Origin of the sequence: Chryseobacterium amylolyticum (assembly GCF_051011775.1) — a bacterium.
In the GTDB taxonomy this organism is placed as follows: domain Bacteria; phylum Bacteroidota; class Bacteroidia; order Flavobacteriales; family Weeksellaceae; genus Chryseobacterium.
The window spans coordinates 362259-376192 of record NZ_JBPCHX010000002.1 but is presented as its reverse complement, the minus strand read 5'-3'; the positions used below and the strand labels follow the sequence as shown (position 1 = coordinate 376192).

At 37.6% G+C, this 13934-nt stretch carries 11 protein-coding genes; 3 read left to right on the top strand and 8 right to left on the bottom strand.

The window, feature by feature from the left end; translation table 11 throughout:
- Nucleotides 1-22: 22 nt before the first annotated feature.
- Both ACR1PO_RS06830 and ACR1PO_RS06825 read right to left on the bottom strand, forming a co-directional pair.
- Nucleotides 23-832: a T9SS type A sorting domain-containing protein gene (locus ACR1PO_RS06830; RefSeq protein ID WP_332385293.1), complete on the bottom strand. Its 810-nt coding sequence runs from the start codon at nt 830-832 to the stop codon at nt 23-25.
- A 159-nt stretch (nt 833-991) separates the two neighbouring features.
- Nucleotides 992-1828: a lamin tail domain-containing protein gene (locus ACR1PO_RS06825; RefSeq protein WP_332385292.1), complete on the bottom strand. Its 837-nt coding sequence runs from the start codon at nt 1826-1828 to the stop codon at nt 992-994.
- A 150-nt stretch (nt 1829-1978) separates the two neighbouring features.
- Between ACR1PO_RS06825 and ACR1PO_RS06820 the strand changes: the two genes are divergently transcribed.
- A complete protein-coding gene (locus ACR1PO_RS06820; RefSeq protein ID WP_433986279.1) occupies nt 1979-5206 on the top strand; it encodes a DUF8818 domain-containing protein in 3228 nt (1075 codons plus the stop codon).
- Nucleotides 5207-5279: 73 nt separating this feature from the next.
- Here the strand turns inward: ACR1PO_RS06820 and ACR1PO_RS06815 are convergent, their stop codons facing one another.
- Nucleotides 5280-7250 (bottom strand): T9SS type A sorting domain-containing protein, encoded by a 1971-nt coding sequence (locus ACR1PO_RS06815; protein ID WP_433986278.1) that lies wholly within the window; start codon nt 7248-7250, stop codon nt 5280-5282.
- A gap of 198 nt (nt 7251-7448) precedes the next feature.
- Here ACR1PO_RS06815 and dusB point away from each other — a divergent pair, with 198 nt between their 5' ends.
- Entirely contained in the window at nt 7449-8444 is a 996-nt protein-coding gene (gene dusB / locus ACR1PO_RS06810) for a tRNA dihydrouridine synthase DusB (RefSeq protein ID WP_110008089.1), read from the top strand.
- A 51-nt stretch (nt 8445-8495) separates the two neighbouring features.
- Here dusB and deoC read toward each other — a convergent pair whose 3' ends face one another.
- The 5 genes from deoC to ACR1PO_RS06785 form a co-directional block, all read right to left on the bottom strand.
- Nucleotides 8496-9239 (bottom strand): deoxyribose-phosphate aldolase, encoded by a 744-nt coding sequence (deoC, locus tag ACR1PO_RS06805; protein ID WP_433986277.1) that lies wholly within the window; start codon nt 9237-9239, stop codon nt 8496-8498.
- Between the two features lie 4 nt (nt 9240-9243).
- The gene (locus ACR1PO_RS06800) at nt 9244-9714 is read right to left on the bottom strand and encodes an Lrp/AsnC ligand binding domain-containing protein (protein ID WP_047096673.1); all 471 of its coding nucleotides are present in this window, start codon (nt 9712-9714) and stop codon (nt 9244-9246) included.
- Nucleotides 9715-9741: 27 nt separating this feature from the next.
- Nucleotides 9742-10677, bottom strand: a complete 936-nt coding sequence (locus ACR1PO_RS06795; protein WP_433986276.1) for an endonuclease/exonuclease/phosphatase family protein — start codon at nt 10675-10677, stop codon at nt 9742-9744.
- 378 nt (nt 10678-11055) lie between these two features.
- On the bottom strand, nt 11056-11727 hold the full coding sequence (gene trmD, locus ACR1PO_RS06790) for a tRNA (guanosine(37)-N1)-methyltransferase TrmD (protein ID WP_332385287.1): 672 nt from the start codon (nt 11725-11727) through the stop codon (nt 11056-11058).
- Nucleotides 11724-12986, bottom strand: a complete 1263-nt coding sequence (locus ACR1PO_RS06785; protein WP_433986275.1) for an NAD(P)/FAD-dependent oxidoreductase — start codon at nt 12984-12986, stop codon at nt 11724-11726. The genes trmD and ACR1PO_RS06785 overlap by 4 nt, the downstream gene beginning before the upstream one ends.
- Nucleotides 12987-13051: 65 nt before the next feature.
- Here ACR1PO_RS06785 and ACR1PO_RS06780 point away from each other — a divergent pair, with 65 nt between their 5' ends.
- Nucleotides 13052-13915 carry a glycoside hydrolase family 25 protein gene (locus tag ACR1PO_RS06780; protein WP_433986274.1) on the top strand — a complete coding sequence of 288 codons (864 nt, stop codon included), beginning with the start codon at nt 13052-13054 and terminating at the stop codon, nt 13913-13915.
- Nucleotides 13916-13934 lie beyond the last annotated feature (19 nt).

The following is a 13934-nucleotide window of genomic DNA, read 5'->3' as shown; positions in this document are numbered from 1 at the left end:
TGCTGTTCTTTTTATTAAAAAACTAATCTTTTATAATTTTCTGTGAAATCGGAATATTGTTAATGGTTCCTGTGACAATATAAGTTCCTTTTGGAAGCTCTGCAATATCAAGTGCTGAAGCCAGCTTCGTAGGTGATTTTTTAACAACCCGCCTGAATGTATCATATACTTTCACATCCTTCACCTCGGTTCCGAACACTACTTTACTGTCTTTTATAAAAGGATTCTGTACAAATCCTGATTTTACACTTCCTTCAAGGGAAAAGTCAGCACTGTTATCATTATTTCCTAACAGGCTTCTTTTAATAGCAGTGGTAGCAGCAGGGGAAGGAGCCGGCCCATCTCCTTTAAACTGATCTGCATTTGCTCCATATCCTACAAAATCCAGTACATTGGATGCAGAAGGCCCTGTTACCTGTACTATATTTCCGGCCAAAGCAACCTTTCCTGATACACTGGAAATTCTGAGTCCGGAAGATTTATTGGGAGTTCCGTCAAAATTTATAATTGTGGTGGCAATAAAATCCGGTGTCGGCAGATTTTCCACTCCTCCATCAATCGCAGATTCCTGAATCAGGTAAGTTTCATCAGGTCCCAGCGTAAGGTCCGGCAATGTATGATATTCGGAGAAAGGACCTATCGCCGGTGCGTATTGAATACTGGCACCCGTAAGAGAAACCAGGGTATTTCCGATATTTTTAAGGACAATATAATTATTTTTCAATACAGCACCTGAGTTCACATTCCCGCCATAGATCTCGTTGATCACAATCTGGGCATTTGATAAAGAAGCTAGTAATGTAAGTCCAAAAAGAGTAAAGATTTTTTTCATCGTTATTATTTTTTTAGAATAGGTAATCATAAAACATCAAAAACAATACCACCAAATTAAGAACTATACATCATACAAAAATCTAAAAATCAGTGAATAGTTATATAAAAAAACAGCCACTTCATGAAGCAGCTGTTTTTATATTTTATCTGAAAGAAATTAGTCTTTAAGAACTTTTTGAGAAACCGGCTTGTTGTTTACCGTACCTGTTATGATATAGTTTCCTTTTGCCAATTCAGCAACGCTTACCGCTTCGTTTTGTTTTACAGAAGCCTCTTTTACAAGCTGCCCGAACATATTGAATACTTTTACGTCTTTTACATCAGATCCGAAAACGATTTCGTTGTTTTTAACGAAAGAGTTCTTTACTAAGTTTGATGCTTTTGCATTTTTAGTATCAAGAACGGCTAAAGTACCATTGCTTGAGTTTTGAGGGGTTGGTGTTCCTGCTGTGAAATCTACCGAGTTATTATTAGTATCTCCTGCAAGTCTTGCAATTGAAGTTGTATTTGATGGTGCAGGCGCAGGTCCGGTTCCTTCAAAATAACTAGCCGCTGTACCGTATCCTAAAAAGTCAATGACATTAGCACTTGTAGCAGAAGTAGGCGCAGTGCTATCAGAAGTTAATGCAAGTTTGCCTGCACTTCCTGATAAATTTATAGTACCTATAGCATCAGGAGTAGGCAAATCGCCTCCTGCGGTACCGGCACTTCCTTCCTGAAGAAGATAGGTTTGTCCCGGGGCCAAAGTAATGCTTGGCAATGCATGATTACTATTACCTCCATTGAAAGTTCCTCCAGATGATGCATATTGTAAATAGGCTCCTGTTAAAGTAACAGTTGTTGATCCGATATTCTTTAATTCTACAAAATCATATTTATAGAGAATAGCAGAATTACTTCCTCCTCCTGCTCCATAGATTTCGTTAATTACAATTTGCGCATTTGCAACAGCAGATACAGCAACTATACTCAAAACTGTAAAGATCTTTTTCATAATTCAATATTTTAATAATTAATAATTTACGTCGTAAAATTACATTATTTTTTTTTTGTGATACAATAAATAGATTAAGTTACTGTTAATAATAGTTAAGCTATTGCGATTAACATTTTTTAATTATTTTTACGAATTATTTTTCAGAGCTTGCGGAATTATATCGTTCTATTTGCATTATTCTTCTTAGGCATATTTTCAGGAAATGCTCAGGTATTTTCATGGAAAAATCCCAACGTCCCTGAAGACAGCATCAAAAGAGACAGTATTCTTGCTGCAAAACTCGAACAGGATATCTTCGCAAAAGACACTCTGGACTTTATAAGAACACACAATAAGATCGTTATTGATGAAGCTGTACTGGCCAAGAATGATAAAAAGAGATTTTTAGGGGAGCTTAATTCAAAAGGTTCCATTATCCGTGGGATTACTTTCGGTAACAACCAGGGGCAGTCTGTACAGAGCTCCATGGACCTCCAGATTTCAGGGCGGTTATCAAAGGACGTTACCATCTTAGCGAGTATTTCAGACCACAATCTTCCTATTCAGGCAGATGGTTATACCCAAACTTTAGAGGAGTTTGACAAAATCTATATGCAGCTTAATATTAAGGAAAAGTCTATCCTCAGAGCTGGCCACCTTGATCTTATAGAAGCTAAGAATTATTTTGCCAAATACCAGAGAAGGAGTATGGGACTTCAGTTCCAGACAGAATTCGGGAAAGAAAACAAGACTTTGGTAGATATTTCTGCCGGAGTTGCCCGAAGTGAATTCCACAGGATCCGTTTCCAGGGGGTTGAAGGTAACCAGGGACCATACCGTCTGACAGGTAAAAACGGTGAACAGTTTATCACCCTGATCTCCGGATCCGAACAGGTTTTCATAGATGGTATCCTGATGAAGCGTGGTGAGAACCAGGATTATATTATCAACTACAACACCGGTGAAGTTACTTTTACCAGTTTCCGTCCTATTTTCCAGCAGAATTTCATCACAATTTCCTATAACTACGCCAACAGGAATTATTCAAGATATCTGTTTACAGGAAAACTGGAACATCAGAGAGAAAAATTCAAGGTAGGATTAAACTGGTTCATGGAAAATGACAATAAAAATGCCCCTCTTTCTTTAAGTCTTTCTAAAGAAGACGAACAGATTTTAGCTGAGGCAGGAAATAATCCTGACCTGATGTATGCCCCTTCAGGAGTGGTTACCGAATATGATGTCAATAAAATTTTATACAAACTAAACCCTGCCGGAAATTTCTATGAATACTCTACTGATTCAAGCTTAACGCTTTATCAGGTTTCTTTCACCTATTTCGGAGCTAATCTGGGAGATTATAAAATTGCACAAACCACAAATAACGGACGTGTTTTTCAATATGTAGGACCTAACGCCGGAGATTACAGAGCCGTAAGAAAACTTCCTTCTCCCCAGAAATCACAGGTATACTCTGTGAATTCCGAATACTTGCTGAATGAGGGTAAAATAGGAGCTGATATTTCCCTGAGTAATTATGATGTCAATTTATTTTCGTCAAAAGATTCTGATCAGAATATAGGATACGCATGGCGTATTTTCGGGAATAAAAGTTTTACAAAAAATACATGGAAAGGAACACCTAGCTTTGAATATCAATACATAGACAGGCAGTTTCATATCCTTGACCGGATCAATGATGTGGAATTCTCCAGGGATTTCAACCTTACACAGGAATTCAATAACAGAACCCAAAACAGATTTATTTTCAGCTTCCTGAATAAATGGAATAATAAGTCTACATTAAATTACCGTATCAATTACCTGAATGAACAGGATTCTTACAAAGGGATTAAAAATGACCTGGATTTCGGATGGATCACAGGAAAATTTTTCACCAAGGGAAATTTATCGTATCTGAGCACCAATGCTACCCTTCAGGATACTAAATTCATCCGTGGTGGGGTTTCAACGGAGTTTACCGGTAAGAAAGGCAGCTGGGCCGTTGGTGGTAGCATGGAGCATAATGAGAAGAAATATAATGACACCCAGCTTATGGATGTCACGAGCTTCAGCTGGAAGGAAATCTTTCTGCAAAAGAAAATCGGAGACAGTACCAGAACCAAATTATTGACAAAAGTATACATGAGGGATAATGACTCGGTGCGTGACAACAGACTTCAGAATATGAACAATATTCTGGGGATCATGGCCGAAAGTCAGATCATCAAAACGGAAAGAACTACTTTAAATGCTTTAATTCATTACCGGAAATTCTTTTACTCGGGTGCAGAAGGTGAAGTAACCCGAAATAATGATTTCGTGGTCGGAAACATCTTATACAATCAGCAGCTTTTCAGAAACGGGATGCGTCTTCAGGCTTTCTATGAACTTGGAAACGGGCAGGAAGCACAGAGGGAATTCCAATACATTAAAGTGACTGACGGACAGGGTGTCTATAAATGGACAGATTACAACGGAGATGGCGTTCAGCAGCTGGACGAATTTGAAATTGCCGAATATTCCGATCTTGCACAGTACATCCGGGTGTATACAAATTCTGTGAGATACCTGCCATCCAATAAAAATAAATTACAGCTTGCGTTATTTGTGAATCCCGCCATTGTTTTTAATTCAGAAAACGGATTTTTAAAGCGATGGAATTTCAATATTTCATTAAATTCCCAAAACTCTTTCTATAAAAAGGATAAGGTTCTTGTTCTGAATCCTTTTGAGAAGAACAGTGACCAGATTCTTAAAAATCAGAATATTCTTGCTTCCGTACAGTTTAATCCAACCGATAAATCAGGCTGGAATGGAAATTACAGGTTTATTACCAACGACAATCTCATCAATGCCAATTTCAGTAATGAAGAACGCGAGCAAACTTCTCATTTCCTGAATATTGGATATTGGTTCAATAAAGAATTCAGGGTAGACTGGGAAAACTCGGTTCACGATATCAAAAACTCTTCACAGTTATTTACAACGAGGGATTACCGTCTGAATAATTTTGAAACCAAGCCTAAGGCAACTTATAAGTTCACAGACGCCATTCAGGCTGAATTATCATCTGCTTTCCGACAGAAACAGAGGTTGGACGGAGAAGAGCTTCTCAAAGCTTTTGATGTCACGGGAACCATCCAATGGGAACGCAGAAAGACTTCCATCCGCGGAAACTTCTCATTCATCAGCAACAATTTTACAGGGAATAATTTCAGTATTGTAGGAAACCAGATGCTGGATGGTCTGAAGCCTGGAAAAAACCAGGTATGGAGCGTATTTATTCAGCAGGCTATCAACTCATTTATCCAGCTGAATCTTAATTATGAGGGAAGAAATTCCGGTGACCGCACCATTCATATCGGAAGTATGCAGGTAAAAGCGAGCTTCTAATAGTAATGATGATTTTCAAAATAAAAATCCCCGATATCACTATCAGGGATTATTTATTGTAATAAGCTCAATATTATTTTTTAATAATTTTCAGGGACTGTGATCCTTTTTCTGTATTCACTTTTAGAATGTAAATACCTGCAGGGGCCCGTCTCATATCAACAGAGCCTTTTTCAGCATTAATTGTTTCATTAAGAATTCTTTGTCCTGAAACATTATACACTTCAACATCTTTGATTCTGCTGTCATTATTGATATAAAGGTAATCTGTAACAGGGTTTGGATAGATATTTACCGTGTTCTTTTTCGCAGCTTCATTCACTGCTAATACAGTTGCTGTAAATTCAAAACTTCCAAGATCCGGTGTTAGCGCATTCCTTGTATTGCCATCAGCATCCAATGTTACTTCAGCAACGGGAGTTCCTTTATTGTCAAGCGCTGTATTCCCTGTAGCAGATAAATGGAAATCAGTTGCTGATACAAATACTGGCAGTATATTCAGTGAGTTTACATTTCCACCGAATCCTGCCTGGATATCTGCAAGTGTCGCTTTTGCTGCCCCTCCTATATAGCCAAGATTCGTACCGGTAGAATAGAAATTGTTATAGTTAATGGTAGAGAAAACACTGCTGGCGGCTCCGGCGTAAATAGCGTATCTGTCTCCCGCCTGAGTTTGGGTATTGACAAAAATATTATTTCTCACATCAATACCTCCCGCACCGGTTACTCCACTTGTAATATTTAAAGCAGACGGTCTCCCTGCTACAGTCTGGCTGACGTTCATTACCACAGTATTGTAATAAAGCTTATATCCGCCTCCTGAAGCAATAACAATTCCGTTTCCGTTGTCATTTACCCCCCCGGTTGTTGCATATCCATACCCCGCCACACCGCTCACAACATTATTGGAAACTAATGTATTGGAAGTAAGGCTTGTTGTTGCAAGATAAATACCCTGGGCTCCATATCCTGATATATTGGTATTTTTGATCCCGTTTATTTTATTGTTATTGATGGTCATACCGGATGTCAAAGTACCTCCTGCATAAATTCCGGCAAAAAGACTTCCCGTACCACTGGAAGTAAAATTGGAAATCGTATTTCCGCTTACATTAATATTGGCAACAGCAGAAGCACCTGTATTACCAGAGGTTATCGTTATCCCGGAAGCTCCTCCGGCACCAGTCCCTGTATAACCAAGATTGGTAATGGTATTGGAAGTAATGGAAGAATTTACGGTTGCAGTTGCAAACCACACGCCTCTCTTGATCTCAGCATTCGTAGTTTCAAAATTGCCAATTGTATTATTGCTTACAGTTACTCCGTCTGCTCCCTGTACATAAATTCCACAAAGACGAACGGCATCTGTTCCGGTAGCACTCAAATCATTTCCTGTCACCAGAGTGTTACCTCCGTTACCTGCAGCTGTTGCAGCAAGTAGATAAATTCCTATGTAAGCTTTCTTCACAGAATTATTCTGGATTGTCACATTATTAAAGAAGCCCCCTGTAGGAGTTGCAGCTCCATCATACATTATAAAAGCAGAAGAGGTATTGATACCGTTTACTATATTCAGGTTTTTAACCGTAATATTCGTATTGGCAGCTGCTGCTGAAGCCGCTATAAATGTAAGTACCTGCGGTGCCGTAACAGAAGTATTGGTAAGGGTAAGATCTCTTGTGGTTCCTGAAGCGGCATTGCTTCCATCCAGGGTAATATTACTACCCTGTATTCTTACTAAAGGCGCACTGGCAATATCACCGGAAATAGTAGCCGTAACTCCTGCTGCAGGCTTTATTGCAATGGAAGTATAACTTGCTGTTCCTCCGCTGGCATTCAGACTGGCAGTTGCTGTTTCTGTTGTATTGCCTGTAATACTGATTGTAATGGCGCCCTGATGTGTTCCTGCGTTAATAGCATCAAATGCTCCTTTTAACGTAGTATAAGTTCCTGTAGTGGTTCCTGCCGTAGCAGAAATATTGACTTGTGAATAAAAAGTTGATGAAACCAAAATTGCCATCAAACAAAATAGAATTTTTCTCATGACATTAATTTTTATTATACTAAATATAAAAAATAATTATCAATAAATTTCAATAAATATTGACAATCAGTTAAATATATTCAATAAAATTCAAACAATATATCATAAAATCCCTTAAATAAAACAATACAAGTAAAACGCAGTACCACATCTTACTTATTAAAATTTTGTTTTTTAAGAATTTCGTAAATTTGCACCATGATAAAAATAGGCAACATAGAACTGCCGGAATTTCCACTTTTGCTGGCTCCGATGGAAGACGTAAGTGATCCTCCGTTCAGACGTTTGTGTAAAATGCATGGCGCAGATTTAATGTATTCGGAATTTATTTCTTCCGAAGGATTGATTCGTGACGCTATCAAGAGCCGTAAAAAGCTTGATATTTTCGATTATGAAAGACCGGTCGGAATACAGATTTTTGGTGGAGATGAAGAAGCTATGGCCATGTCTGCAAGAATTGTTGAAACGGTAAATCCGGATCTTGTAGATATTAATTTCGGATGCCCTGTAAAAAAAGTAGTTTGCAAAGGAGCGGGAGCCGGTGTTTTGAAAGATATCGACCTGATGGTTCGTCTTACAAAAGCGGTGGTAAGCTCTACTCATCTGCCGGTAACAGTAAAGACCCGTTTAGGATGGGACAGCACCAGCATTAATATTGATGAAGTGGCAGAACGCCTGCAGGAAACAGGAATCAAAGCCCTTACGATACATGCCAGAACACGCGCCCAGATGTATAAGGGTGAGGCAGACTGGGAACACATTTCAAGAATCAAACAAAATCCGAATATTGAGATACCGATTTTCGGAAATGGTGATATAGACTCTGCTGAAAAAGCATTGGAATACAAGCAAAAGTATGCATGCGACGGTATCATGATCGGGCGTGCTGCCATTGGATATCCATGGATATTTAATGAAATCAAGCATTTCTTTAAAACGGGTGAACACTTACCTGAGCCAACAATTTCAGACAGATTATTAGCGGTTCGTCAACATGCAGAATGGAGTGCTGAATGGAAGGGAGAAAGATTAGGATTGGTAGAAATGAGACAGCACTACAGCAACTATTTCAGAGGCATTCCTCATTTCAAGGAATTCAGAAAAAAATTCCTGGAAGTTTTCACCATGGAAGAAATGGACAGTTTGATCAAAGAGACCCAGCAATTCTACGAAGAATATCAGGCACAGCTATAAAAATAAAAACCATCAGCAAACTGATGGTTTTTTATTATTTAGAAATATCTACTAATATCCTTCTGATGAAGATTCGTTTTTAATTAATGCCAATGCTGAGGATGTCCCGATCCTCTTTACTCCCATATTGATCATTTTTTCAGCATCTTCAGGAGTTCTTACTCCTCCTGCTGCTTTTACGGGAAGTTTCCCTGCGTTATTGAGCATAATGGCTATTCCTTCAAAAGTAGCTCCGTTTGGTCTTCCTTCAGTAGTCTGATAGAATCCTGTTGATGATTTTACAAAAATTTTCGACAGTTCGTTTTCAGAGAAGTTTTCTTCTGCCCAGACAGAAATATTTTTAGTAAGATCTGCAATTTGTGCATCGGTCAAAGCTGCAATTTCAATAATCCATTTTGCAACTTTATGATGCTCAAGGGCTAATTTTGTACATTGTACAAATTCATCCTTTACCAGTTGTATATTCCCCTGCAGATATGCAGTATAATTAATCACAAAATCAAGTTCGTCAGCTCCATCTGCTATTGCTTTTGAAGCTTCTTCAAGCTTCTCGTCAATAGAATAGGTACCTTCATGAAAGCCTATTACAGTTCCTACTGCAACATTTGAATCTCTTTCCTGGATATATTTTTTAATCTCAGACACATAATCCGGACGAATCATCACGGCAAAAATTCCATTATCTATGGCTTCCTGTGCAAGTTGCTTATCTTTTTGAAGTGTTTCTTCGTGGGAAATACCTGATTGTTCTGGTGTTTTCAGGTAAGTTGAATCCAAATATTGAGCTATGTTCATATCGTTATACTTTCAATTGTCTGTAAATACCTTGTTCCAAAGATATAAAAGTTTCTGTTCTTGTTACTCCCTTCAGCTTTTGAAGTTTATTAAGAATCTGCATTAAGTGGTCATTGTCTTTACAAAGAACTTTCAGGAATATGGTATAGTTTCCTGTAGTATAGTGGGCTTCCACCACTTCGTTGATATCATGCAAAGACTTTACCACATCCGGATAATGGCTTGGCTGATCCAAAAATACACCAATGTAGGAAATCACCTTATATCCTATTTTTTTAGGATTAAGGAACGAAATTGAATTTTCAATAACTCCTGCATGTTCGAGTTTTTTGATTCTTTGATGCACTGCAGTGGTGGAAATTCCGACATTTTTTGAAATGTGGGCTAAAGAAGTTTTAGCATTATCCATCAGCATGTAGATAATTTCCTTGTCAATAGAATCCAAATGATAGCTTGTGTTGCTCGAATTTTTCATTTTCTACTTTTTTATTATTTATGTTTTTTACTGTAAATTTTTAAATTTTACAAAAACCGGAAAGTGATCGCTGTATCCTCCTAAGTACCTTGTACCGGCATAAGTTCGGAAAGGCCGTCCTTCAAAATTCCTGGTCCGGCTGCGGATTTTTTCAGAATTAAATACATGGGCATCCTGAAAAGCCAGTGTCTTATTATCAAGAAGGGATCTTGACATAATGATCTGATCATACAGCAATCCAGATTTATAATGAAAAGTAGAATAATTTCTTGTAGAAAACAATTGCTGAAAAGGGTTCACTAATACCTTCTCATGCTCATTGTCATAGAGAATCTGTACTAAATTTTCATCATCCGGGTTTTCATTAAAATCACCACAAAATATGACATGCTCTTTATCAGCATCCACTATTTTCATAATCCGTTGCCGGACTTCATTCAATATAAAGGCTCTTTTAGGTTTATTGATATCTTTTTCGCGTTTTGAGGGAAGATGCGCGATAAAGACATTAATGATTTCCCCTTTATATTTAATTTTTGAAAAAAGTACGTCTCTTGTTGTGTCGTAATTTTCTGTGTTTTTATTTACTATTTCAAAAAAGAAAGTAATGGTTTCTGAATCTATTACCTCTACCTTATTTTTATCATATAACATGGCCACATCCACTTTTCTTTCATCCATGGAATTATAATGTACAATTCCATATTCTGAATTAAAGGGCTCCATTTCCACAAGATCTTCCAAAACTTTCCTTCCGGAAACTTCAGACAATCCTATTACAAATGGCAATACACCATTATCCTCCTTCATAAGCTGAAATACGTGAGAGATTTTGAAAAGTTTATTTCTATATCTCTTTTCATCCCAATTCCTTAATCCTGACCGGGTAGGATCTAATTTATGGACAGGTTTCGGATCGGGCAAAAATAAATTTTCAACATTATAAAAAGAGAACAGCTCCATCTACACTAATTTCTATACTTTTAATTATTATGTTCTTTTTCTTATACAATGTAAATTTATTATTTTTTTTCAAATCTTCTTTTGATTTACTCTCAAACAGACAAATCAATTTCCAATAAAAAACAATCCAAATATACTAAAAAATATCAATAAAATCAGCTATAACAAATTAATTTTTCAATTATTGAAGAGTTTTTATACATTAATCAAAATTGAGACAATATATAAAATCAGGAATAATGGAAATAAAATTTTAATTTAAAACTAGAAATATTAATATTTTTCGCACTTATCAAACTTATAACAAATATTATTCCATTTATTTTTAACAAATGGAATTAATACATAAATAAGAATTGGATAAATCCTGGTGATCGTTTACAGCAAATCAGGCCGTTTTTCTTTGGTAATTCTTACCGCTTCATCATGGCGCCACTCTTCAATTTTCCCGAAATTACCGCTTAAGAGGATTTTGGGAACATCGAGGCCTTTATAGCTCTCAGGCCGTGTATAAATTGGCGGTGAAAGAAGGTCATCCTGAAAACTGTCTGTCAAGGCACTTTGCTCATCATTTAAAACTCCGGGAAGCAGCCTGATCACCGAATCTGCAAGTACGCAGGCGGCAAGTTCTCCCCCGGTAAGTACATAATCTCCAATGGAGATCTCTTTGGTAATATGAAGATCTCTCACTCTCTGGTCTATTCCTTTATAATGTCCGCAGAGAAAGATCAGATTCTCTTTAATGGAAAGCGTATTGGCAATTTTCTGGTTCAAAGTAACACCATCCGGTGTCAGATAAATTACCTCGTCATAATTTCTCTGAGATTTCAGCTCAGAAATACATTTATCCAATGGCTCAACCATCATAACCATTCCCGCTCCGCCTCCGTAAGGCTCATCATCAATCTGTCTGTGTTTATTGGTAGCCCAGTCTCTCAAATGATGAAAATGCACTTCCACCAGCCCTTTATCCATAGCTCTTTTCAAAATAGATGTTTTGAAAGGACTTTCCATCAATTCCGGAAGTACGCTTATTATATCAATTCTCATTGTAATGTTCCGTTTTTCTTAGTCGGTATAATAATTAATCTTAAAGAAGAATCTTTGTTGATATAGCTCCACATCCAGTTGAAGAATATGGCCAGCTTATTTCGAACGCTCAAAATTAGCATTAAATGGAGAAACATCCAGAAATACCAGGCCAGAAATCCCTGAAATTTTATAAAAGGCAGATCAACAACGGCTCTGTGCTTTCCAATAGTTGCCAGGGAGCCTTTATCATCATACTCATATTCTTTCCATTCTCCCTGATTTTTCTTTAATAAATTTTTACCTAAATTTTTTGCCTGATTAATGGCCACGTTCGCTACCTGAGGGTGCCCCTGAGGATATTTCGGTGTTTCCATGTAGGCAATATCCCCGATAGCATATATGTTATCGTAACCTTTTATTTTATTATACCGGTCTACAATATATCTGTTCCGTACTAATTTTTCCTCTGGAAAACCGCCTACTACATTTCCCGTAACACCTGCTGCCCAGATCACATTATTGGATGGAATTTCCTTACCGCTTCTGAGATGCACTTTATCACCGTCATAATCTGTTACCACTTCCCCGCTCAGAAAAGTGACTCCAAGATCTTTAAGGTATTTTTCAGATTTTTCCTGCGCCTCACTGCTCATTACTGCAAGCGGCTTTTCCGTGGAGCTTACCAGGATAATCTTCAGATGATCAAAATTCATATAAGGATAATCTCTTGGAAGGATATCTTTTTTCATTTCGGCAAAAGCTCCGGCCAGTTCTACTCCAGTAGGGCCGCTTCCCACAATAACAATGTTCCAGTTACCATCATCACTTCGGCTTTTTTCAATAATCAGTTTTTCAAAAGTCATCAGAACATGGTTTCTGATACTGATGGCTTCCTGGGTATTTTTCATTCCGAAAGCTTTACCTTCCAGTTCTTTGTTCCCGAAAAAATTAGTTTTACAACCCGTTGCAATGATGAGTTTATCGTAAGTAAATTCTGCTTCGTCGGTAATGACTTTATTGTTGGCAGGGTCTATTTCTTTAACCTCTGTCATACGGAACTGTGTGTTTCTGGACTGCTGAAAAATCTTTCTGAAAGGAAAAGAAATATTGGAAGGTTCTATCCTTCCTGAGGCTACCTGATAAAAAAGCGGCTGAAACATATGATGGTTCATCCGGTCCAGAACAATGACTTTTTTGTTCTTGTTATTCAATGTTTTTGCAAGCTGCAGCCCCGCAAATCCTCCTCCTATAATGATGATTTTTTCGCGTGTTTCCATAATACACAAATTTACTGATTTTATTTAGCATTTAGCAGTGAAAAAAGTTAGTTTTGCAAAACTTTATGACACCGAGAAAGTACACCAAAAAAACTGCCAAACGAGTCCACAAATCCCGTCGGAAGAAGTATTTTTTCCGGAGGTGGGTGATACTGGCAATACTAATGATAGCATTGATAGGAACCGGTTTTTATTTAAGACAGACCGTTACTTATTATTATGCCCTGTACTTTAATAAATTTAAGCATAAAAAACTTCATAACAGTGAAAAGGAAGCAGCAAGAATCCAGAGAATCTTAGCCAGCAACCTTGATAAAACCTATGGTTTTGATGTTTCCCACTATCAGAACAAAGAAGATATCAAATGGGACAGCCTCAGTATTGGAAATAAAACCATTCCATTGGAGTTTGTAGTGATGCGTGCAACGATGGGAAACCGAAGTGCCGACAAGCATTTTGATGAGTTTTGGGAAAGCGCTAAAAAGCATGATCTTATCCGTGGAGCTTATCACTTTTACAGGGCTGATGAAGATCCTGTGATCCAGGCCAATAATTTTTTAGAGAATGTAAAGCTTGAAAGCGGAGACCTCCCTCCGATTCTTGATATTGAAAAAATCCCAAAACGTAAAACCAACAAAAAGCTGGTTGAAGATCTGAAGGTGTGGTGTAAAATTATAGAAGACGCCTATGGCGAAAAGCCCATTATCTACACTTACTACCATTACTATAAAGATTTTCTGAAAGGTGAATTTGACGGTTATCCTCTATGGCTGGCTAATTATAACGATGTTCCCTCTCCCTCTCCTGATGACCAGTGGGACTTTTGGCAATTTACAGAAAACGGAATTGTACACGGCATCAATGCAAAAGTGGACCTCGATATTTACAATGGCAGCTCGTGGTCGTTACAAAGACTGACCCTTGATTAGGAAGAAAATAACGTATGAA

Coding starts and splice junctions, on each gene's coding strand:
- ACR1PO_RS06800 (WP_047096673.1), bottom strand. CDS start 9,714: ATGAAAAATTCGAGCAACACAAGCTATCATTTGGATTCTATTGACAAG.
- trmD (WP_332385287.1), bottom strand. CDS start 11,727: ATGAGAATTGATATAATAAGCGTACTTCCGGAATTGATGGAAAGTCCT.
- ACR1PO_RS06815 (WP_433986278.1), bottom strand. CDS start 7,250: ATGAGAAAAATTCTATTTTGTTTGATGGCAATTTTGGTTTCATCAACT.
- ACR1PO_RS06825 (WP_332385292.1), bottom strand. CDS start 1,828: ATGAAAAAGATCTTTACAGTTTTGAGTATAGTTGCTGTATCTGCTGTT.
- dusB (WP_110008089.1), top strand. CDS start 7,449: ATGATAAAAATAGGCAACATAGAACTGCCGGAATTTCCACTTTTGCTG.
- ACR1PO_RS06780 (WP_433986274.1), top strand. CDS start 13,052: ATGACACCGAGAAAGTACACCAAAAAAACTGCCAAACGAGTCCACAAA.
- deoC (WP_433986277.1), bottom strand. CDS start 9,239: ATGAACATAGCTCAATATTTGGATTCAACTTACCTGAAAACACCAGAA.
- ACR1PO_RS06785 (WP_433986275.1), bottom strand. CDS start 12,986: ATGGAAACACGCGAAAAAATCATCATTATAGGAGGAGGATTTGCGGGG.
- ACR1PO_RS06795 (WP_433986276.1), bottom strand. CDS start 10,677: ATGGAGCTGTTCTCTTTTTATAATGTTGAAAATTTATTTTTGCCCGAT.
- ACR1PO_RS06830 (WP_332385293.1), bottom strand. CDS start 832: ATGAAAAAAATCTTTACTCTTTTTGGACTTACATTACTAGCTTCTTTA.